The 21,819-nt window shown below is 63.5% G+C and carries 20 protein-coding genes; 8 read left to right on the forward strand and 12 right to left on the reverse strand.

Translation table 11 applies throughout. From position 1 onward, the window contains the following. Positions 1-17: 17 nt before the first annotated feature. Both APH30_RS04625 and APH30_RS04630 read right to left on the reverse strand, forming a co-directional pair. Complete coding sequence (locus tag APH30_RS04625) at positions 18-1,607, reverse strand: GMC family oxidoreductase (protein WP_054911791.1); 1,590 nt, start codon at positions 1,605-1,607, stop codon at positions 18-20. A gap of 27 nt (positions 1,608-1,634) precedes the next feature. Next, entirely contained in the window at positions 1,635-3,065 is a 1,431-nt protein-coding gene (locus APH30_RS04630; protein WP_054911792.1) for an NAD-dependent succinate-semialdehyde dehydrogenase, read from the reverse strand. Positions 3,066-3,248: 183 nt separating this feature from the next. Between APH30_RS04630 and APH30_RS04635 the strand changes: the two genes are divergently transcribed. From APH30_RS04635 to APH30_RS04650, 4 genes are read left to right on the forward strand one after another with little or no spacing between them, the layout of a single operon-like run. Next, positions 3,249-3,644: a cupin domain-containing protein gene (locus tag APH30_RS04635; RefSeq protein ID WP_054911793.1), complete on the forward strand. Its 396-nt coding sequence runs from the start codon at positions 3,249-3,251 to the stop codon at positions 3,642-3,644. Continuing rightward, the gene (locus APH30_RS04640; RefSeq protein WP_054911794.1) at positions 3,641-4,399 is read left to right on the forward strand and encodes an HpcH/HpaI aldolase/citrate lyase family protein; all 759 of its coding nucleotides are present in this window, start codon (positions 3,641-3,643) and stop codon (positions 4,397-4,399) included. Before APH30_RS04635 ends, APH30_RS04640 begins: the two co-directional genes overlap by 4 nt. A gap of 27 nt (positions 4,400-4,426) precedes the next feature. Further along, positions 4,427-5,359 (forward strand): DUF6282 family protein, encoded by a 933-nt coding sequence (locus APH30_RS04645; protein ID WP_054911795.1) that lies wholly within the window; start codon positions 4,427-4,429, stop codon positions 5,357-5,359. Between the two features lie 10 nt (positions 5,360-5,369). Further along, on the forward strand, positions 5,370-6,431 hold the full coding sequence (locus tag APH30_RS04650) for a dihydroorotate dehydrogenase (protein ID WP_054911796.1): 1,062 nt from the start codon (positions 5,370-5,372) through the stop codon (positions 6,429-6,431). Positions 6,432-6,589: 158 nt separating this feature from the next. On the opposite strand, the gene APH30_RS04655 is transcribed toward APH30_RS04650, so the two are convergent. Beyond that, positions 6,590-6,868: a hypothetical protein gene (locus tag APH30_RS04655; protein ID WP_146226856.1), complete on the reverse strand. Its 279-nt coding sequence runs from the start codon at positions 6,866-6,868 to the stop codon at positions 6,590-6,592. 209 nt (positions 6,869-7,077) lie between these two features. Here APH30_RS04655 and APH30_RS04660 point away from each other — a divergent pair, with 209 nt between their 5' ends. Continuing rightward, positions 7,078-8,049: a GlxA family transcriptional regulator gene (locus tag APH30_RS04660; protein ID WP_054911798.1), complete on the forward strand. Its 972-nt coding sequence runs from the start codon at positions 7,078-7,080 to the stop codon at positions 8,047-8,049. 2 nt (positions 8,050-8,051) lie between these two features. Here APH30_RS04660 and APH30_RS04665 read toward each other — a convergent pair whose 3' ends face one another. The 9 genes from APH30_RS04665 to vasI form a co-directional block, all read right to left on the reverse strand. Beyond that, a complete protein-coding gene (locus tag APH30_RS04665) occupies positions 8,052-8,978 on the reverse strand; it encodes a dienelactone hydrolase family protein (protein WP_054911799.1) in 927 nt (308 codons plus the stop codon). Positions 8,979-9,044: 66 nt separating this feature from the next. Further along, a complete protein-coding gene (locus APH30_RS04670) occupies positions 9,045-9,272 on the reverse strand; it encodes a hypothetical protein (RefSeq protein ID WP_054911800.1) in 228 nt (75 codons plus the stop codon). Continuing rightward, positions 9,265-10,515 carry an aminotransferase class I/II-fold pyridoxal phosphate-dependent enzyme gene (locus APH30_RS04675; RefSeq protein ID WP_054911801.1) on the reverse strand — a complete coding sequence of 417 codons (1,251 nt, stop codon included), beginning with the start codon at positions 10,513-10,515 and terminating at the stop codon, positions 9,265-9,267. Before APH30_RS04675 ends, APH30_RS04670 begins: the two co-directional genes overlap by 8 nt. A gap of 46 nt (positions 10,516-10,561) precedes the next feature. Continuing rightward, positions 10,562-11,791 (reverse strand): MFS transporter, encoded by a 1,230-nt coding sequence (locus tag APH30_RS04680; protein ID WP_029887442.1) that lies wholly within the window; start codon positions 11,789-11,791, stop codon positions 10,562-10,564. Between the two features lie 22 nt (positions 11,792-11,813). Beyond that, on the reverse strand, positions 11,814-12,536 hold the full coding sequence (locus APH30_RS04685; RefSeq protein WP_009686353.1) for a TenA family transcriptional regulator: 723 nt from the start codon (positions 12,534-12,536) through the stop codon (positions 11,814-11,816). Between the two features lie 72 nt (positions 12,537-12,608). Beyond that, positions 12,609-13,187: an N-acetyltransferase gene (locus APH30_RS04690; RefSeq protein ID WP_054911802.1), complete on the reverse strand. Its 579-nt coding sequence runs from the start codon at positions 13,185-13,187 to the stop codon at positions 12,609-12,611. A gap of 228 nt (positions 13,188-13,415) precedes the next feature. After that, on the reverse strand, positions 13,416-17,003 hold the full coding sequence (gene tssM, locus APH30_RS04695) for a type VI secretion system membrane subunit TssM (protein ID WP_054911803.1): 3,588 nt from the start codon (positions 17,001-17,003) through the stop codon (positions 13,416-13,418). A gap of 8 nt (positions 17,004-17,011) precedes the next feature. Beyond that, on the reverse strand, positions 17,012-18,463 hold the full coding sequence (gene tssA, locus APH30_RS04700; protein WP_054911804.1) for a type VI secretion system protein TssA: 1,452 nt from the start codon (positions 18,461-18,463) through the stop codon (positions 17,012-17,014). Next, positions 18,451-19,032 (reverse strand): type VI secretion system-associated protein VasI, encoded by a 582-nt coding sequence (gene vasI, locus APH30_RS04705; protein ID WP_082416106.1) that lies wholly within the window; start codon positions 19,030-19,032, stop codon positions 18,451-18,453. The genes tssA and vasI overlap by 13 nt, the downstream gene beginning before the upstream one ends. A 369-nt stretch (positions 19,033-19,401) precedes the next feature. Here vasI and tssB point away from each other — a divergent pair, with 369 nt between their 5' ends. The 3 genes from tssB to tssE are packed head-to-tail and all read left to right on the forward strand — an operon-like array spanning position 19,402 to position 21,819. Beyond that, positions 19,402-19,905: a type VI secretion system contractile sheath small subunit gene (gene tssB, locus APH30_RS04710; protein ID WP_054911805.1), complete on the forward strand. Its 504-nt coding sequence runs from the start codon at positions 19,402-19,404 to the stop codon at positions 19,903-19,905. 16 nt (positions 19,906-19,921) lie between these two features. Beyond that, positions 19,922-21,412 (forward strand): type VI secretion system contractile sheath large subunit, encoded by a 1,491-nt coding sequence (gene tssC, locus APH30_RS04715; protein WP_054911806.1) that lies wholly within the window; start codon positions 19,922-19,924, stop codon positions 21,410-21,412. Continuing rightward, positions 21,409-21,819 carry a type VI secretion system baseplate subunit TssE gene (gene tssE, locus APH30_RS04720; protein WP_009686345.1) on the forward strand — a complete coding sequence of 137 codons (411 nt, stop codon included), beginning with the start codon at positions 21,409-21,411 and terminating at the stop codon, positions 21,817-21,819. Before tssC ends, tssE begins: the two co-directional genes overlap by 4 nt.

The following is a 21,819-nucleotide window of genomic DNA, read 5'->3' on the forward strand; positions in this document are numbered from 1 at the left end:
TGGTGAAGCAAGCCTGTTCAGCCCTGGGCCGACAGGATGAAGTCGGCGCAGCGCTCGCCGATCATGATGCATGGCGCATTGGTATTGCCACTGACGATCGTCGGCATGATCGAAGCGTCGGCCACCCGCAGCCCCTGCACGCCGCGCACCCGCAGGGCTGGGTCGACCACCGCCGCTTCATCGGACCCCATGCGGCAGGTGCCGGCCGGGTGGAACACGGTCTTGGCGACGGTACGCACGTAGTCCTCGAACACCGAGTCGGGTACGTCGTCATGCTCGGGCAGCATCAGCATGCGTTCGACCACGCCGGCCAAGGCCGGGGCGCGAAGAATCTTGCGCGCCAGCTTGATACCGGCCACCAAGGTGCGCATGTCCTCGGGGTGGCTCAGGTAATTGGCGGTGAGCGCGACGTCGGCCAACGGGTCGGCGCTTTTCAGCCGCAGCCGGCCACGGGAGCGCGGGCGCAGGGCGCAGGGGTTGACTGAGATACCGTGGCCAGCCGGCGGCAGCCGGTCGATGTCACCGACCAGCGCAGGCACCACATGGAACTGCACGTCAGGGCGCCCACAACCGGTAGCGTCGACGAAGGCGCCGCTTTCCACCACGTTCGAGCTGAGCAGCCCGCGGCGCGTGGCCAGGTATTTCAAACCATGGCCGAGGGCACGCAGGCCACGGTCATGGCCAAGCAGGCTGGCCGGCTCGCGGGTTTGTGCATACACCGAGGCGCTCAGGTGGTCCTGGAAGTTCTCGCCGACCTGCGGGGCGTCCACCCGCACATCGATGCCCAGGGCCTGCAGGTGCTCGCGCGGGCCAATGCCGGAAAGCATCAGCAGTTTGGGCGAGGCAATGGCGCCGGTACTGACAATGACTTCGCCACGGGCGCGGAAGGCCAGGGCCCGGCCCGACTCGTCCCTGGCCTGCACGCCAACCACCCGGGCACCGTCGAACTGCAGCTGGGTGGCGTGCACCCCGGTCATCACCCGCAGGTTGGAGTTGCTGCGCATCGGCCGCAGGTAGGAAGCAGCCGAGCTGGCGCGGCGCCCAGCGGCGGTGGTGGTCTGGTAGAAGCCCGCACCCTCCTGCTGCGCGCCGTTGAAGTCATCGGTGGCCGGCACGCCGGCTTGCACGGCCGCATCGACGAAGGCACGGCTGAGAAAATGCCTGTGCCGCGGGTCACTGACCTTCAACGGCCCCTGCCGACCATGCAGTTCCCCGCCTAGCCGGGCATTGGCTTCGCAGCGGCGGAACACCGGCAATACGTCGTTCCAGCCCCAGCCAGGGCAGCCAGCGTTCTGCCAATCATCATAGTCTTCGGCCTGGCCACGGATGTAGATCATCGCGTTCACCGAACTGCCGCCACCCAAGGTGCGGCCCTGGGGGATGAACACTTCACGCTGGTTGACGAACGGTTCGGGCTGGGTACGGTACATCCAGGTGCGCCGGGTACCGTGTACGCGGATGAAGGTGCCGGGAATGTGCACATAGGGGTGATTGTCGGCCGGGCCGGCTTCGAGCAGCAGCACCTGCTTGCCGGCCTGGGCCAGCCGTGCGCTGAGCGCACAGCCGGCCGATCCGGCTCCGATCACGATGTAATCGAAGGTATCCATTCTTGTTGTTCTCTTGAGTGAAAAAACTCAGCCGACCTGGCTGACGAACTTGGTGGTGAAGTAGGCGTCCAGGCCCTCGCTGCCGCCTTCGCTGCCGTAGCCGCTGTCCTTCACGCCGCCGAACGGTGTTTCCGGTGCAGCCAGGCCGAAATGGTTGATCGAAACCATGCCCGCTTGCAGTTCGTCGGCCAGCAAAGTGGCACGCTGCACCGAGCGCGTGAAGGCGAAGGCCGCCAGGCCAAAGGGCAGGCTGTTGGCCTTGGCGACCACCGCTTCGAGGGTGTCGAAGGCAACGATCGAGGCAATCGGCGCGAACGGCTCCTCGCTCATGATGCGGGCGTTGTCCGGCACCTCGGTGAGCACCGTGGCCGGGTAGTAGAAGCCGCCCCCCTCACCGCCCTGCCCGCCCAGGCGCAGCTGCGCCCCCACCGCCAGGGCGTCGTCGACATATTCCTGGGCGGCTGCGACCCGGCGCGGGTTGGCCAGGGGGCCAAGCTGGGTGCTGGCGTCCTGGCCATCGCCCATTTTCAGGCCGGCGCTGACCCGGCAGAAGGTCTCGACAAAGCGCTCGTACACGCTGGCCTGGACATAGAAGCGCGTAGGCGAGGCGCAGATCTGCCCGCCATTGCGGAACTTGAGGTTGGCCCCGAGGGTGGCTACCGCGTCGATGTCGGCATCATCGCAGACGATGAACGGCGCATGCCCGCCCAGCTCCAGAGTGCAGCGCTTGAGGTATTGCCCGGCCAGCGCGCCCAGGGAGCGACCGACCGGCACCGAGCCGGTGAAGGAAACCTTGCGGATAACCTCGGAGCGGATCAGTTGGTCAGACACCTCGGCCGGCACACCGAACACCAGGTTCAGCACGCCAGGCGGCACGCCAGCATCCTGGAAGGCGCGGCACAGCTCGATGCACGAAGACGGCGTTTCTTCCGGCCCCTTGGCGATGATCGAGCAGCCGGCAGCCAGCGCCCCGGCGATCTTGCGCACCAGTTGGCTGACCGGGAAGTTCCATGGGCTGAACGCCGCGACCGGGCCGATCGGCTCACGCAGCACCAGTTGGCGAACGCCTGTGGCGCGCGGCGGGATTACCCGGCCGTAGGCGCGGCGGCCTTCCTCGGCGTACCAGTCGATGTGGTCGCCGGCGCCGAACGCTTCCAGGCGCGCCTCGGCCAGCGGCTTGCCCTGCTCCAGCGTGATCAGCGCCGCGATCTCGTCGGCACGTTCACGCACCAGGTCGGCCGCCCGGCGCAGCACTTTCGAGCGCTCGTAGGCCGAGGTCTTGCGCCAGACCTCGAAGCCACGCGCGGCGGCCGCAAGGGCCCGTTCAAGGTCGCCGGCATCTGCCAGCCCCAGGTGGGCGATGACTTCGCCGGTGGCCGGGTTGAAGACGTCGGCCTGGCGCGGATGGTTACCGGCAGACCACTGCCCGTCGATCAGCAGGGATTGAATGACTCGCATGAATGGCACTTCCTTTACTTTGTTTCTTTTGTAGAAACGTTGTTTTTTTGTACGACACAATCCTAGGTGCGCTCCAGAACCGCTGTCAAGGTCGAAAAAGGCACTTGACCGGGTACGGACAGCCGGCGTAGGTTTATCGCACAGAGAAACACTATTCCTACAAGAGAAATGGAGTACACCTTGATGAGTCTTGCCCAGGCCCTGCTTCACAACTGGAATGCACTGCCGCGCGAAACCGTGCGCAAAGGCGTCGAGCGCGTGGCATTCCGTGGCGACGACACCTTGTGCGTCATGAACTGGCTGACACCCGGCATGGACGTGTTCCCCCACAGCCATACCTTCGAGCAACTGGTCATCATCGTGCAGGGCCGGGTGCGCTTTCACCTTGATGACGAAGTGGTCGAGGGCGGCCCGGGCAGCATGATCCGCATCCCGCCCCACGTGGTGCATTACGCCGAGCCGGTAGGCGATGAAGTGGTAATGAACCTCGACGTGTTTTCGCCAATCCGCGATGACTACCGCCACCTGATCGAGTACCAGGCCGCCGAATTCACCCATGGCAAGGGTAAGCCGGCATGACCTTCGCCCAGCGCCTGCGCCAGGGCCAACCGCTGCTCAGCACCTTCATCAAGACCCCCAGCCACGCGGTGATCGAGATTGCCGGCGATGCCGGGCTGGACGCGGTAGTACTGGACGCCGAGCACGCCCCCTTCGGTGCCGCCGCCCTGGACCTCTGCCTGCTGGCCTGCCGCGCGGCACGCACCGGTGGCTTGGTGCGGGTGCCGGACAAACGCCCGGCCACCTTGCAGCAAGCGCTGGACCTGGGTGCAGACGGCCTGGTGCTGCCGCATATCACCAGTGCCGACCAGGCCAGCGCGGTGTTGCAGGCGCTGCATTACCGCGACGGTTGCCGGGGCTTTTCCAACTCGCCCCGGGCCGGTGGCTACGGCCGCGCCAACCTGGCCGAGCACCTGGCCGCCGAAGACGGTCGCCACGCGGTGATCGCCCAGATCGAAGACCGCGAAGCCCTGGACCACCTGCACGACCTGGCCCGGCTGGCGCGCATCGACTGCCTGCTGGTGGGGCGTGCCGACCTCAGCGTGTCGCTGGGTGCCGAGCGCCTCGACGATCCACGCGTGGAAGACGCCGTGAACCGGGTACTGGACGCCGCCCAGGCGGCCGGCAAGCCGACTGGCATGTTCGTGTCCAGCCACGACGACCTGCAGCGCTTTGCTGCCCGTGGCGTGAGCTTCTTCATTCTCGGTTCCGACCAGGCGCTGCTGCGTGCCGGCTGGGGCCAGCAAGTCCGCCAATTCCCCGGGTCGGCCCACTGACCCGTCAGACAACAAGAGAGCCCTGCCATGAATGCCATCATCGACACCCCCACCAGCGAAGCACGCCAGGCGCACATCGAGCGCCTGCTCAAAGGCGCCATCGACCTGCACTGCCACAGCGGCCCCTCGGTCATGCCGCGCTATTGCGACCATGTCGAAGCCATGCGCGAAGCCTCCGAGGCCGGCCTGAAAGCCGTGTTGCTCAAGGACCACTACTACAGTTGCACGCCGGTCACCCACCTGTTGAACAAGCACTTCAGCGAACTGGATGTGCACATGCTGTCCGGGGTGCCGTTGAACAATGCCGTGGGCGGGCTGAACGTACACGCCGTGGAGCACGGCCTGACCCTGGGGGCGAAGCTGGTGTGGATGCCGACCTTCTCTTCGGCCAACCACATCGCCCACCATCACCAGGACGTGAAGTTCGTCGAAAAATTCCCCCAGACCACCCAGCGCATGCTGCAGCCGATTCCGCTGACCGTGCTGGACGAGGCCGGGCGCCTGAAGGACGAGGTCAAGGCCATTCTCGACCTGATCGCCGCACAGGACGTGGTGCTTTCCGCCGGCCACCTGAACATCCGCGAGATCTGGCCACTGTTCGAAGAGGCCCGCCAGCGCGGGGTCAAGCGTTTGCTGGTCAACCACCCGACCTACGTGGTCGACGCCACCCTGGACGACATGCGCCAACTGGCCAAGGACGGCGTGTTCATGGAGCACTCGATGTGCATGTGGGTACCCGGTTCGAAGTTCAAGTTCTACGACGACACCTTCCTGCGCGAGGTGATCGAGGCTGGCACCGTCGACCTGACCATCCTTGGTTCGGACCTCGGCCAGCAGGGCAACCCAGGTATCGCCGACGGCTTTCGCAATGTCATTGGCCAGTTGCTGGACTTGCAGTACAGCGACGCAGACATCCGCAAGATGATCTCGGGCAACGCCGCGCGCCTGATGAACCTGTGAGGGCACGGGCATGACACGACTGACCACGCAGATTGGCCGCTTGACCCTGAAAAACCCGGTGATCTGTGGCGCCGGTGAGCAGACCATGACCGCTGCCGCCATCCGCGCTGCACTGGCCACCGGCGCCGGGGCGGTGGTGGCCAAGTCCACCAACGAATCACAGGCCGCCAAGGACCAGTTGGACAAGACCGACTACGTGCTGCTGGACGCGCAGTGGAACCGCCTGCCCTGGAATTTCCGGCCGCCAGCCGAAGCCAGCCTGTTCGGCCGCTCCGGGCTGCTGCAGCGGGGGTTCGACGAGTGGCTGGAAGAGCTGGTGGTGCTGGACCGCGAGGCGCGCGAACAGCAGGCATACGTGATTCCCAGCCTGATTCTCAGTGACCTGGAGCAGTGCGCCGCGTTTGCCCAGCGTATCGAGCAGGCCGGTTTGCGGGTGCTCGAACTGAATATCGGCGCCCCGCATGGCGAGGAAGCGGCCAAGGGCGCCATTGTGCTGGAGCGCGGTGCAGCGCGGATCGAAGCGATCGTCCGGCGGCTGCGCCAGGCGACCAGCCTGCCCTTGTGGATCAAGCTGACCGGGCAGAGCGAGGACGTGGTGGGCCTTGCCCAGGCAGCGCGCCGTGGCGGTGCCGACAGTGTGGTGCTGATGGGCAGGTTCATGGGCTTCCTGCCGGACCTGGAAACGGGCTTGCCGTTGCTCGGCACCAGTGCGGCGATCGGCGGAAGCTGGGCGCTGCCGCTGACCGCGCGCTGGGTGATGCAAACGCGCAAGGCAATGGCCGACGACTACCCGCTGATCGCCACCAACGGGGCACGCAGCGGGCGCGATGTGGCCCGCTTCCTGTTGGCAGGCGCCTGTGCCACGCAGATGACTTCGGCGGTGTTCACCGGCGGGTACGCGGTACTGGAAGAAGCGGTGCGCGAGCTGGACGCCTATGTGGCGGGGCGCGGTTCCAGCGTGGCCGAGTTGCTTGGCAGCGCCGCCGATCGGGTTGAGACCTACCAGCAGCAGCCCAGCCGGCCCGGCTGGTGGGAAAGCTTCGCCCCAAAGTGCCGAGGGTTTCCCGGCTGAAGCAGGTGGGCCGGGAAATCACTGAAAGCTGGCGGTTCCTGGCCCCCTGAAGGTTGCCAGGTTCGCACCGCAGGCCGCCTTGGCACAGAAAGCCGAGGCGGTCCGCGAACAGCATTGCACCACCTTTGCGAATGCAGGCGTTGGCCAAGTATGGATGGTTACTGGCTGCCCTGACTGTCCCATAGCTTCACGGCCTGGCGCGAAGAGCGTTCCGCGAACGACATGGTATGACTGGCTCTGTTCCAGCGCACCTGTGAAACAGATAGCCGCTCAGCCAAAGCCATGAGGTCGGCATCCACGCCGAGCTGACCGTAACAGGCCCCCACATGCATGAGCGCAATGCCCAATGCCCGCTGGTGTGACATGCTGCGGGCACACACACGCACGACCTCTTTGTGCCCTGCACGCACGAAATGGATTTCATACTGGCTGTCCACACCCAGGTCCCTCAACATGCCTTCACAGCGAACGTCTGGAGTTTATCGCTGGCCAGCGCCGGTGGCTGTTACCCCTATTCAATGGTCAACATTGAGTTTTCCTATTGCCAGCGCCTGGTCCGGCCAGGCTTTCACTGCATGGCCTTTTGACGCTATTTTGCTGAGGTGCCGCTTTACGTCAGGCGCTTGAACATCATAGGAATACCGTCATGCGCACCATTTGGTTCTTGTTACTCCCGGGCACACACATTCTGGACCTCGGCGGGCCGCTGCAGATAATGGCCAGCCTGGAAGAGCTCCGGTTGGCGCCGGTCAGCGTCCGTTGCATCGCAGCCAGACAACAGATGAGCAGCTATCAAGGTGTGACCTTGAGCGGCTTGCATCCCCTGCCCGAACAGCTTTCGCCCGAAGATTTGCTGTTCGTGGTCGGCAACAAGCTGTCAACCAGCCCCAGCGACGCTGCGACCTTGGCCGCAACCGCGCAGTGGCTGGCGAACGTGATGGGGCAAACCCCAGACGTGCAACTGTGTTCCATCTGCACCGGCGCGTTCCTGCTGGGCGAAGCCGGGCTGCTGAACGGCCGTGAATGCACCACCCATCACCGCTATGTCGGTTTGCTGCAGGCACGCTACCCAAAAGCCAAGGTGCTGGAAAATCGCCTTTTCGTGGAGGACGACGGTGTGTTCACCTCGGCGGGCGTGTCCAGCGGCACCGACCTGGCCTTGCATATCGTGTCGCTGCACTTCGGCAAAGCCGTGGCCAACCAGGTGGCCCAGGAACTGGTGATCTACCGTCGCCGTGCTGGCGAAGATGTGCAACTGCGCGCGGCCGACCTGGCACGCAACCACATCCACCCGCTGGTACACGCGGCCCAGGACTATATCGACACGCACCTGGGCAGCAGTTTCAGCTTCGAACAACTGGCCAGCCAGTTCAATGTCAGCTACCGGCACCTGGCACGCCTGTTTCGCGAGAACACGGGGCAAACCCTGCAGGACTACCTGCGCGCCCAACGCATCGACCTGGCCCGTGACCTGTTACGCGGCAGCCGCCTGAATGTGGAACAGATCGCCGAACGTTGCGGTTACGGCAGCAGCCATGCCTTTCGCCTGGCCTGGCGGCGGGAAATGCCGCAACCGCCGCTGCAGTTTCGCAGCGTGATCACCCAGGAAAACACCTAGTATCAGCGACCACTCACGGTGGGGGTCGCGAAACTGTCTGTGAAAAACGCTACCACAGCCTTGCGCGACGCCGCCCGGGCCGCTGGGTCCGGTGCCGAACGCCCCAAGCCGCCCTGGCCACGGTGCAGGAACGGGTCCTTGTATTCCTGCGCGGCTTCCAGGCCATTGAAGCCATGCTCGGCACCGGGGTAGACCAGTACCTTTGCCCGTGCCTGGTCTTCGGCAGGCAGGCTTGCAACCAGTTTGGTACAAGCCTTGGGGTCATCATCGTACTGGTCCTTTTCACCGACCAGCACCAGCAGGCGGGCCGGCGCCAGGTGCTTCAGGTCATAGCCTGGCACACGGTTGTATCCCCAGCACACGGGATAGAACGCTGCCAAGGCTACGGGGCGCACCCCAGAGGCCTGTTGCAGCTCATCGTCGATGGACGCAGACGCGGCGAGCATGGCCTGGGCGCCACCCCATGAAAACCCGAGCACCCCTACCCGCTCGCTATCGACCCCTGGCTGATCGGCCAGGTAAGACAAGGCGCCCGCCAGGTCCGGCAAGGTATCGTGAACCCGGGGCGGCCGCCCCTGTGCGCCGCCAGCCAGCCGGCGCGCGCCCCACATGTCCAGTTCCAGCGTGGCGATGCCGCGGGCATTGAGGTCGGCCGCGTGCAACGGCCCGCGTGAGTCCATCCCCGCCGAGCCGTGCAATATCACCACAGCCGGTGCTGGCCCGGCCTGGTTGGCCGGCATGGACAGCACCGCTGGCACCCTGATCGGTTTCAGTTTGCCGGCAGAAGGCAGGGGCTGGCTGTAGAACGAAACCAGCCGTTTGCTGACGCTGGCCACAGTCTCGCCAGCGTCGGATGCAACCTCAGCCTGGGCCGCTGCGAACGGCAGCGCACACCCCAATAACAGGCTGATGGCCAATTTTTTATACATTTAACGACTCCTGAACGCCCCTACGGACTTTTATTGCTGCTGTTTCACAAAGAACGGACGCCCGTCTCAGCCGCACATCGTCATCGCTGCCACACCCTCTATGGGCCAGCGGCCAAGCGCCAACGGGTCCAGTACCACCATTGCGATCAGCACACAGCACCCCAAGCCGAACGCCACGGCATAACCGCGCACTTGCCGGGCGGTACACGCGCCATACACCGCGACCAGGGCGAGCAATTGCATGCCCACGGCAAACACCCCAATGGAGAACCCGGAAGCGAGCAGTTCAGCCATTGGCGACCACACTGCGGGGGCGGCCCGGCGCTGCCTGGACCGTGGGTTGGTAGGCCACGGCATCGAAGGCCTGTTGCAGGTCGGCCTTGATATCGCTCACCCGCTCCAGGCCGACGCACAGCCTGATCAACCCGTCGGAAATGCCGGCGTGGCGCCGCGCTTGCGCATCCAGGCGGCCATGGGTGGTGCTGGCCGGGTGCGTGACCATGCTGCGGGTATCACCAATATTGGTGCAGCGCGCCACGCACTGCAGTTGATCGATCCATTGCCAGGCCGCTGCCTGCCCGCCGAAGATCTCGAAACTCAGCAAGCCGCCATGGCCGTCCTGTTGCCTGCACGCCAAGGCATGCTGAGGGTGTTGCGCCAGGCCGGTGTAATGCACAGCGCTGACCAGGGGTTGTTCGCCAAGCCACTGGGCCAGCTCCAGGGCGCCCTGTTGCACCCGCAGCATGCGGATTTCGAGGGTTTCCAGGCTTTTGAGCAACAACCAGGCATTGAACGGGCTGCAGGAAATACCCAACGTGCGCAACACGCCCCTCAACACCTGCATCAGGCTCCTGGAACCGGTCACTACACCGGCCAGCGCACGCCCCTGGCCGTCCATGTACTTGCCCGCCGAATGGATGACCAAGTCCGCACCCAGGCTGTGCGGGCGCTGGAGCACCGGCGTCAACAGGGTGTTGTCCACCACGACCAGCGCATCCTTGGCGTGCGCCAGCAGGCTGACGGCACGGATGTCACCAATTTTCAGCAGCGGGTTGGAGGGGGACTCCAGCACCACCAGGCGGGTCTTGTCGTCGATCGCCTGCTGCCACTGGCCCAGGTCGGTAAGGTCGACGAACCGCGCCTCGATGCCGAACCGCGCCATGTAAACGCTGAAGGCACTGGCGGTGGTACCGAACACATCGCGGCTGCAGACAATGTTGTCACCCTGCTGCAGGAACCCATGGCACAGCGCGGTGAACGCGCCCATCCCGGAAGCGAACGCCACCGCGTCTTCCGCTTGTTCGAGCGCCGCCACGCGGCCTTCGAAGGCTTGCACCGTGGGGTTGGTGAAGCGGCTGTACACATTACCCTGCTGTTGCCCGCTGAAACGTTCTGCAGCCTCTTGCGCCGACGCAAAGGTATAAGCAGACGTCATGGCCAATGGCTCGCAGAAAACATCGGACAAATCGCTGACCCGATTGCTGTGCAGCGCCGAAGTTGCGTCAAAGCCGTCCAGGCCAATCGCAGACGATTGCATGGTGCATCTCCTTGTTTGCATTGAACAATGCGCAGTTGGTCGGGGGCTATTCCGCTTCAGCCACTGGCGGGGCCGAGGCTTCTGCGGCCACGCGTGCCGAAACCAGCCACAGGGAAGCCAGTGCAGCCATCACGGTGGCCGTCGCCAGGCCAACCAGGGTCAACTGGTAGCTTTGATGCCGGTCGAAATCCAGGGCGCCGAGCTGCGTGGCCAGCAACGCACCCAGCTGGTGTACGAGGAACAGCAGGCCAAACACCTTGCCTTTGATTTCGGCGCCATACAGGGCAAAGCAGAATGCTGACGTGAGCACCACCGTACCCAGGTAACTGGCACCGAACAGCACCGCGAACAGGTAGGTACCCAGCGGCCCGGGCGTGGTCAGCAGGACGATCACCGCCGCCGTACGCAGCAGGTAGAACATCATCAGCAGCAGCCCTTTGTTGTAACGGGTAGCCAGCCACCCAGCCATCAGGCCACTGACCAGTTCCAGCACACCCAGCAAGCTCAGGCCGCTGGCCTGTACCGAGCTAGGCAGCCCCTCGCCCTGCCAGAACGACACCAGGTGCACGTCGATGAACGCCATGGTGGCCCCACAGCTGGCGAAGCTGAGGGCCAATACGAAGAACCGCGAATCACGCAACAGAAACGCGACCGAGTGCTTGACCAGCGCCGCCTGCGGGTCGGGCTTGAGCGGAACGGTGCGCGCCACCCAGTACAGCGCCAGGCTCAACGGCACCAGGAAGATCAGGCCGACCCAGGAGAACACCGGCTGCCAGCCCACGCGCTGCTGCAGCATGATCCACAGCGGCGAAAGCACGATGAAGCCGATCGACGTGCCATTGGTCACGAAAGCGAAGGCGAAGGCCTTGAAACGCTCTGCGACCAGGCGATCGACCAGAATGCCCATGGGTACGTAGGTCATCGCGGCAAGGGCGAAGGCACCCAGCAGGCCATACAACAGGGTGAACAGCATCAGCTGGCTGCCGACCAAGGTCACCCCCAGCAGCACCACCCCTGCACTTACGCTGCCCAGGGCAACCGTGCTCAGCGGCCCAACCCGGTCGCTCAGCCAACCCACCACCGGCGACACCAGGCCAATGGTCAGCACGAACAAAGAACCTGCCGTGGCCAAGGCTGCACGCCCGCCACCGAAATGCGTGGCCAGGTCGACGAAGTACACTTGGTACAGCCCTTTCAGGGCGCTGGACAGGAACATCACCACGAAGCCGACTACCAGCACCGAGACGATCAGGGTTGAGCTGAATTTCTGTTTCATGGCCAATCCTCTGCGCGGGGTATTACACCGCTTCGGCCTGGGGAGCCCGGCAATACACCTGGTACATGTTTTCGTACATCGCATAGAACAGCTGGCAGGTGTGATCTACCGCTTGCAACGCCTCTTGTTGCATCTGGGCCGTGGTGCACAGCTGCGAAACCAGATCCAGGCCTTCGTTGACGTGGCCAACGTCTTCCTTCTGGTGCACGGAGAAGAACAGCAAGTCGTGCTCGGTCAGGCCGTACGCCCGGCCGAGCAGCACGTGACGTGCATCACCGGCAACGGTCTCGAGGTTTTGCCCTTCGCTGGCGATCATCACCGCGGCAGCCCCCACGTGGTAACGCGCCGGGTCACGTACCGCCTGCAGGCGGTAGTCGATCAGCTCCCAGGTGGCCGGCAGCGGTTGCTCGGCATCACGCTCGGCATCGCTGATGCCCAGTGCACGCAAGAAATTCTGCATGAGCACCACATGGTTATCGGTACGCGAGAGCCGCCCGGTCTCCTCCTCGAAGCAGTTGGTGATCAGCGCGCGCTTGTGGGCAGGCAGCGGGCAATGGAAGAACAGGTGCTCGACATAAGTCAGGAAGTACTTGGTGAGTTGGTAACCTTGCAGCGCGACCTTGCGCAGCAGCGGCTTGTTGCCTTCAGGTGAAAGCAGTGCTTCGAAGATCGGGTGAGACAGCGTCAGGTGGTGGTGCAGTTTCTGCTCCAGCTGATCGCGAAAGGCTGCAGTCGACAAGGCCATGGTGGCGTTCCTTGAATGATGGAAAAAGGGGGCCCTTGGCGGCGATGGCCGCAGGCGAAGGATTAGGGCGCTTCAGCTCAGGTTGAGTCGCTGGGCCAGGCTTTGTACTGACTGGGCCATGTAGTGGCCGCGGTGCTTCACACCGTTGACCCGCGCGTAGTCGTCGAGCACGCCGTAGGTCTGAAACCCGAAGCGTTGCCATAGGCGGTGGGCACGGGTGCCTTCGCGTACGTCCAGGGTCAACAGTTCGATACCCTTCGCCTGGCACAGCCGCACGATTTCCGCGAAGGCCCGGGCCACCAGCCCGGAGCCCCGGTAGTCTGGGTGTACCACGCCTTTGCTCAGGTCAGCGATGTGGCGGCAGTTGGGCATGCTGCTACGGGACAGGATGACCAGGCACGCCGGGCCGGCAGGTGCACGGCCGAGCAAAGCATGGGTATGCCCGCCCTCGATACGCGCCTGCAACGCCGCGGCGAAATCGACACCCTGGTCGACCGACATCGCCTGCTCGTAGCCCAGCACCCCGCCATCCTCAACCGTGCTGTTGATGAGCTTCATGATGTCCAATGCAACAGTACGGTCAGCCCGTTGTAGCCATTGCAACTGCGCCTCGGTGGAAACTTGTGGCGCCAAGGAGAGGGGGGTGTTCATGGTGAAATCCCGTGTACGTTCAGGCAGGGATTTAACCGTTTAGGTGTAACGTGGAGTAAGCAGGCAATCGGACAGAAAACGGAAAGATAGTGACAACCCTCAACCTGGCCGGGAACCGCGGCGCAGACGCTGTGCTGCACCGCAGCGCCTGCTCGGCGGGCAGGGCCGCGCACCCGCTTGGTGCCGTGGCATTTTTCAAACGATCCCTGCGCCCCTGCGAACCCCCCCTTACAGCCGGGCTTCAAGCGGCTGCTGCAGCAACCCACGGGGTAACTGGAAGCCCTCGAACGGCTCCTGGGTGATGGGGTTGAACGCTTTTTCAGCGCTGAGCCGGTAGCGCATCACGCCATCACCGGTGCTGAAGCTCAGGTCCACGCTGGTTGCGGTTCGCCCATTGAGCGAACCGCGGCTGAGCAAGCGGAACATCGACCAGGGGCCGCGGTACTCCAGGCGGCTGCTAGTGCCGTTCTGCCTGAGCAGGGTCAGGTTACTGCGCACGTGCCGGCCAAGCGTGTTCGGCCAGATGATGCCGGTGAGCTGCCGCGGGCCATGGGTGTAGGCAATCAGCTGGCCGTCAAGGTCCAGCAGGCTGGTGCGCTGGTTAGCGCTGAGCCCCAGCGGCTCGATGCTGAACTGCACGCTCAGGTTGCCACGCTGGTCGAAGAAGGTTTCGCGAATGCGGTTGGCCAGCGCCAACTGCTCGATCACATCGCTGCGGATCAGCGACTGCCCTTGCGGGCCGGCGCGCAGCGCCTCGAGGTTGTCGTGCAGGAATGCCTTCAGGTATTGATCACTGAAGCGCTGCAACCGCCCCTGCGGCCCGAAGAACGCCGCGAAGTCATCCAGCGACGCATCCGGCGCCCTGGCCACGAAAGGGTAACGCCCGGCAAGGCGCTGCTGGAAGAAGCTGTAGACCTCGGTGTCCCAGCGCCGCTCCAGTTCGCGCAGGGCTTCGATGTGCAGCACCCGGGCGGTTTCATCGGCCACCTTCCTGGCGTGGTGATTGAGCGGTTCAGGCAAACCGGTGGCCACCCGTTGCAAGGTGCCGATCGGGTCCGGGCCGGTCATCGCAAAGCGCTGCTGCACCGCTTGCAGGGCGGCCTTGCCCCGGTCTGGGCTGCCCTGCACGGCCTTGGCGTAATCGTGCACGGCCACCATGGCCGCCAGCACTTCATCGTAGTAGCTTGGCTTGTCTTGCGTTGCATGCAGCATCCCGTTCAGCCCCGCAAAAGCCCGCTGGATGGCCCAGGCCTGCTGGCGCTCGGGCTCGCTGCCTTTGGGCATGAGCGTGTCGCTGGCGCTGCCCGTGTCGAGTACCTCAGCCGATGACAGCGAAGTGTTGTCTTTCACCGTAGCCAGCAGCCGATGCCATGGCGCCGCGGGCCCGGTCAGCTGCTGCAGGACCATTACGCCATGTTCGAGGTCGTGAAAATCCGCCACCGAAAGGGCATTCAATGCACGCCGCCAGCTGTTTATGTAGTCGGCGCTGTAGAGGTTGCGCAGACGCTCGCTCAACACCGCCCGGTCAGCGTCCGAGTACTCCAGCTGGCTGCGCTCACCCAGCGCCCACTGGTCGATCATCGCCATGTCGGCGAAGCTTTGGCTGCGGGGCTCGAAGTACTCCTTGAAACCCTTGGCGGTGTGTATCGGCGCCAGTCGCACATCCTCGCCGCTGGCCCCAGCCGAGCGCTGGTACACCACGTCGAACGCGGGGCCGACCTGCTGACGCAGATCCAGGCCCGTGAGCAGGTGTTCCTGAGCCTGCTGCTTGAGCCCGGCATATACCCGCTCCGGTAACGGCACCTGGCGCAACGCCGCCTGCACCACGGCGATACGCTGGCGGTACTGCGGCAACTCGGTGTCGGCATAGGCCAAGGCGTACTTCAGGTGGCGCATGAGGTCGCGCTGCAGCTGCCCTTGGCCAGGAAACTGTTGCTGCCACTGGCGGGCCATCCACGTCTCGACCCACTCAGGCCGCCGGTTCTGGCGGTCTTCCAGCATGCGGTAAACCCGCAGGGCAGCCATTTGCCGTTCACTGCCTGGCGCAGCGGCATCCATGGCGTCGATCACGCCACTGGCCAAGGCCGGCAGGAATCGCCTGGAGAGCAAGCTGAGGTAAGCCTCATCGACATGCGGGCCAATGATACGCCCCTGGTAGAGGCCTAGATCGGAAACACCCGGCCAGGCGGCGCGGTAGTCGCCAAACACCGAAACCGCATCGCGGATCTGGTCCAGCGGCTCCAGCAGGTTGCGCCCGGTCGGGTCCAGGCGCTGATCCACCTGGTGGTGGCTGTACTCCCGGCTTTTGGCGAGCACGTTGGCAGCCTTGGCGCCATTGATGTCGAAAAAGCGCTGCCAGCTGGCTACGGCGACACAGAAAGCCAGCATGCCTACACCCGAGCCGACCCATAACAACCGGCGCTTGCTGCGCGCCACCTTGATGTTGTCTCCGGCAAGCCCCGCCTCCTTGTAGATGACACGCCGGAACGCATGCTGGATGAAGTAGGCAAACGCTTTGCCTTGCGCCTTGCCCTCCAGCAACGGAAGCGCTGTGTTGTAGGGCTGGGCTGACTCGCGCACGAAGGCGTTGAGCACGTCCCCTTGCTGAATGACCGAAGACCAGTACACCCCCCGCACCAGGGCGGGTGTGGTGTAACGGTCACTCGCCAGCGTTTCTTTCAGGAAACCCAGCAGTATCGGGCGCAAGCCGATCAACTGGGCATGCAACGAGAACAGCCGCGCGCGCTGCGGCGCACTGGCCAAGGTATCGAGTCGATCCACCACCTGCTCGAACAGCCGACTGAGCAACTGCTGGTAATGATCGCCATACTCCTGCAGCCAGGCATCGAAGGTGCCGACCGTATCCAGCTTGAAAGTGAAGCCCAGCATGTTTTCCCGCAGGTCGACGGGAAGGCCCCCATAGAACTGGTCAAAGCCGTCCAGCAGGTCGAATTTGCTCAGTACCACATACAACGGCAGGCGCGAGCCCAACTGGCTGCTGACTTCGTACAGCCGCGTGCGCAGCCTGTGGGCCAAGGCAACACGCTGCTCGGGCGTACCCTGCAGTAACGCAGGCAGGTCCACGACCAGCACCATGCCATTGAGTGCCCGCTGGCTGCGATTGTGCACCAGCCAACCCAGCAGGTGCTGCCAGAGCCTGGCGGGGGCAACCGGTGGCACCTGCGGGGCACCTGGCGCCCCGGCGAGCGAGCCTGCCGGCGAGTCCTGCCTGATAAAGGCCCCGGGCGGATCGATGATCACCGCCTCGTTGCTGACCCACCAGCCTATCGGGAAGGCCAGGGCCTGCGCCTGTGTATCCCGCGCCTGCACCGTGTCGATCCGTGTCAGGGAAAAGCTTTGCTCCGTACGGTCAATGAAACTGGACTTGCCCGCATGTTGGTCGCCTATCACCAGGTACCAGGGCAATCGGTACAGGGCACGCCGCCCTCCGGCACTGCCAAGCAATCGCGCCAGCCCTTGGTCCAAGGCGTTTTCCTGGGCCCGAAGCAACGGCAATACGCTGTCCAGCTCTGCGGCCGCCGCCTCGTTGCGCTCTGCCTGAAGGCGCACGTAGCGCCTGCGCAGCACCAACAGCCAGCACAGCAGCGGCACCAGCACGAGCACCAGGCTGGCCAGGCTGCGGTGCGCGATGCTGGCAAGCGGATGCTGTTCACGCCATGCCCACTGTGGGCCAAGCCACCAGATGGCGACCAGCATCAGCACGCTGCCCAGCACAAGCAGCACAGGCATGGCCAGGCCGACTCGAGTCGCCAGGGGCAAAAGCCAACGTTTCAATAGCGTCCATCGTTGATTCATGGCGGGTCCTAGTCCTTGTTCTGATCGGCCAACGCATCAGGGGCGGCATGCTGTTGCAGGCGTTTGAACACCTCCGGCTCCCAGGCACTGGCCATGGTTTGCTGCATGGTTCGGGCAACACTGGCGCACAGGTCCTGGGCCAGCCACGAGACGCCGCGCGCGGCCAGCAGATCGGCCGCGATCACGGTGGTGTGGCAGCGCTCACGCGGCGCGCGAATATCTGCCTGCATGGCCTGGAGCCTGAGCAAAACCGGCTCTACCCCACCGCTTTCCAACTGGCTGACAAGTTCTTCGCGCAGGCCCACGAACTCTTGCGCCGTTTCAGCTTGCGGTTGCTGGCATGCGCCTTTGAGCCAGGCCATGCACTGGTCGTCCACAAATGCCGTGCCGTCGCTGAAGCACAACTGCTGCAGGGCGGGGATACGCTGGACGAACCGGGCAGTCGCTGCGCGGATGGCTTCGGCCACCTCAGGCATTGCCAACCGTGTGGCGGTGGTGGCCGCAAGCAAGCTGCCGCGCATCCAGAAGGGGCAAGCCGACACGCTTTTTTCGATCCGCTGCAGCAGCGCCGCGTCGAACACGCTGCCGGCAATGGCCTCTTCATAATCGCCGGCGATCTCCAGCGGCACCGCCATCAGCTCGGTGCGGTGACCTTGCCCCGCCTGAGGCGCGGCCTGGATGTGAGCCCACAAGCCGAAGCGACGCAACTGATACCCCGTTGGGTCGTAGGGGTCCTGCTGGTTGATCAGCTCAGCCATGCTCAGCACCGCCCTTCGTGATTCACGCTCGTTGCCTAGCGACACGCGGGGCATGGGTGTGGCGATGACTTCGGCCAGTGGCGCGGGCTTGATGACGGGCGCCGAAGCCCTGGCCGCAACAGGCTCGCCTGCGCCACTCGCCCGTTCCGAGTGCTTGCGTAGCAGCCGCGCCATATCATCGAGCATGGCGTCGTCCAGCAGGGCCACGGCTTGCAGCTGTTGCAGCCGCAGCAGCGCCTGTTGCGCCCCGGCCGCATGCGCAGGGCTATAGGTGAAACGGTCCAGGCGCGGCAGGGCTTCGTTCAAGCGGTTGAGCACCAAGCCAACCAGCTTGCGCTTACCCAGGTAACCCTTGGGCCCTGGCTTGGGATAAGCCGTCTCCCAGTAGCGCTCGACCATGCCGGCCAGCAAGGTCAACGTGAGCGCCCAGCGTTCCCAACACGCACTGCGAAGCCATGCGGCACTCAGGTGCGCCACGATGCGCAGATGCTTGCACTGTTGCCCCAGGTACTGGCGCGACGCTTCCTCGATGTACACCCAATCGATAGTGGCCTCCTGCAGGCCACCCAGCTTGACCATTTCCTGGTCGATGGCCTGGTAGGTCTCATCCTCCACATCGAACAGGCCGGCCGGTGCTTGCGCGTCGATGGCTGTGAGCAACCGGGCGATTTCCTGTGCATTGACCTCGGCTACCAGCGACATGCCTTGCGCACCTCGCCGATAAGCGGGTCAAGCCCCTGAGCGTCGAAGACCAACCCGCCAACGGCAGGGTTTTCGCTGTGCACCTGGATGCGCCGGGCCCCGATCAGCTGCCTGATCTGTTCGATTCCGGGCAGGCCGCGGCCGGCATCGAGCACCTGACCGTTCTCCGTCACCTGCCAGGGCGTCGCGGCGGTGGCGTCACGCTCCCCCTGCAAGCGCACCGTCAGCCGGCTGGCATCCACGGGGTGTGCGGCGATCAGTTGCAACCGGGAGATGTTCTGCAAACAGCTGATTACCAGGTAGGGGTGCGGTGCAGCCGAAGCGATTGCGGGTGCAGAAATCGTCAGCCCCTCGTCTTCACGCGTGAGCCGGAACGTCAAATCGTCGGGATTTCGGCCTGTTTCATAGGCCAGCACCCGACGCACCGTGGGTGAGTCCTGCTCCGGTGCCGACCACTGCGCGGCCACGCGGTGCGCAGGTGTTCCGGCGGATTGATCGAAACAGGCCAGGCGCTCAACGTTGGATACGATGCGCGAGCAATTCTGATCGGCATGCACTGGCAGTGGCATGCAATTGATTATCAGAAAAAGACCTGCGCCAGAGGTATGTTTCGCCAGGCATCGCAATTAAATTCCCTCTCGATAGTACATATGCCCTGTATCAGCTCCGCTGATATTTAAACGCAATCACGGGCACTCCGACCCGCGAGTGGCAAGAGACTAGCTCATAAAAAATCGCGAATACAAACAAATATTTTTTTACACTTTGACCCTCGACTGAATAACAATTTCAGGCGCAAGGTTTTTACGCAAGAGGCAATGAATACCCCGCTCTTGTTTATATCGTAATCAAGTCTGAAGGAAATTTCCTACAAACTAAATCAGAACTCGCGAACAACTATCAGGGACTTCCCACACAAACCAAGGAGAGATTCTGCGATGGCAAAACCCACAGGATCGGTTGCACCCAAAGAACGAATCAACATCCGATACGTGCCCGCCACAGGTGATGAACAGGCTGAAGTAGAGCTGCCGCACAAGATGCTGGTGATGGGCGATTTCGGCCTGGATGACGCCCGCGCGCTGGAAGACCGAACGGTCATGCGCATCGATAAACACACCTTCAACAATGTGTTGAATGACGCCGACGTCCGTCTGGCCATGTCGGTGCCCTCCATGCTCACCACGGCTGCCGACGCGGAGCTGGCGGTTCATCTGCAGTTCAGATCGCTCAATGACTTCGCACCAGACGGTATCGCCCGCCAGGTACCGGAGCTGAGCAAGCTGCTGGAGCTTCGCGAAGCGCTGGTGGCGCTGAAAGGCCCACTGGGCAACGTGCCCGCGTTCCGCAAGCAACTGCAGCACCTGCTGAGCAACGAGCAGGCCCGCAAGCAACTCGCCGAAGAGTTGAACCTGGTGCTTGAGGCGCCAAAAGAAAACTGAGACAACGGAGCGTCCCATGGCAAAGTCAACCAGCACTCCCCTCGCCGCTGAACGGTCGGGCGAAACATTGAGCAACGCCACGTTGCTCGACCAGATCATGGCCGAAACCAAACTGGTGCCCGCACAAGAGGGCTATCAAGTCGCTCGCCAAGGTGTATCGGCCTTTATTGCCGAAATACTCAAAAGTAATGATCCAGATCAACTCATCAACAAACACCGCGTCGACCAGATGATTGCAGAGCTGGACCGGGTGCTCAGCCAGCAGATGGATACCATCCTCCATCAATCGGCATTCCAGGAACTTGAATCTTCATGGCGCAGCCTCAAACTTCTTCTCGACCGCACGGACTTTCGCGAGAACATCAAGCTTGAAGTACTGCATGTGAGCAAAGACGACCTGCTCGATGACTTTGAAAATGCGGCCGACATTACGTGCAGCGGTATGTACAAACACGTTTACACCGCAGGTTATGGGCAATTCGGTGGTGAGCCGGTGGCGGCCATGTTGGGCAACTACCACTTCGGCCCCGCTGCCACAGACATCAAACTGTTGAGTTACATGGCGTCTGTCGGTGCCATGGCGCACGCCCCCTTCCTTGCCGCCCCCGCACCCGATTTCTTCAATTTGAGCAGCTTTGAAGAGCTGCCCAACCTGAAGGAGATCAAAGACATCTTCGCAGGGCCACGGCATGCCAAGTGGCGCGCCTTCCGCGAAAGCGAAGACGCTCGGCACGTTGCGCTGACCGGGCCACGTTTCATGCTCCGCTCGGCCTACCACCCTCAGGAACAGCCGATCAAAACCTTCAACTACGAAGAAAACATCGACGGGCGACACGACAACTACCTGTGGGGCAACTCCGCTTTCCTGCTGGCCAGCTGCATCAACGACAGCTTTGCCCGCTACCGGTGGTGCCCGAACATCATTGGCCCGCAGTCCGGTGGCGCCGTCGAGGACCTGCCCGTGCATCTGTATGAGGCGCTGGGGCAACTGCAAGCGAAAATTCCAACCGAGGTGCTGATATCCGACCGCAAGGAATTCGAGCTGGCCGAAGAAGGCTTCATCGCCTTGACCATGCGCAAGGACAGCGACAACGCCGCGTTCTTCTCGGCCAATTCGGTCCAGAAACCGAAGCAGTTCCCCAAGACGCCGGAAGGCCTGCAGGCCCAAACCAACTACAAGCTGGGCACGCAACTGCCCTACTTGTTCATCGTCAATCGCCTGGCCCATTACATCAAGGTGCTGCAACGCGAGCAGATCGGCAGCTGGAAGGAACGCCGCGATCTTGAGTCCGAGCTGAACAAATGGATCAGGCAGTACGTCGCCGACCAGGAAAACCCTTCGGCCGATGTGCGCAGCCGTCGCCCATTGCGGGCCGCGAAGGTCGTGGTTTCGGACGTTGCCGGGGATCCGGGCTGGTACCAGGTCTCGCTCGCCGTGCGCCCGCACTTCAAATACATGGGCGCAAATTTCGAGATCTCGCTGGTTGGCCGGCTTGATACCGAATGAGTGGTTTTTTCAATCGCTTGGTGACGGACCCGTCTGTTACCCGCACGCCTTCCCGGCAAGAAAACGCTGCCGAAAAGATTGCCGCCATCAAGCGCCACCTGGAAACGCTACTCAATGCACGTCAGGGCTGCTCACAAAGCAGCCCTGAACTGGGCCTGCATGACTTCAACGGGCATGCCACAAGCAGTGGCGACCTGTTGAAGCAAGTGAGTGCCGACATACGCCGCACCATTCAGCGCTTCGAGCCGCGCGTGCACGTGCGGGCGCTCAAGGCCATGCCCGCGTGTCACGCCCCGCTGGAGCTGCATTTCAGGCTGGACTGCCAGGTGCAGGTCAACAACCACCACGAGCAGCTGCAACTGGAGCTGCTGGTCAACGGCCATAGCCGCCATACCCGAGTGAGGTGA

Origin of the sequence: Pseudomonas sp. NBRC 111127 (assembly GCF_001320345.1) — a bacterium.
Taxonomy (GTDB): Bacteria; Pseudomonadota; Gammaproteobacteria; order Pseudomonadales; family Pseudomonadaceae; genus Aquipseudomonas; species Aquipseudomonas juntendi.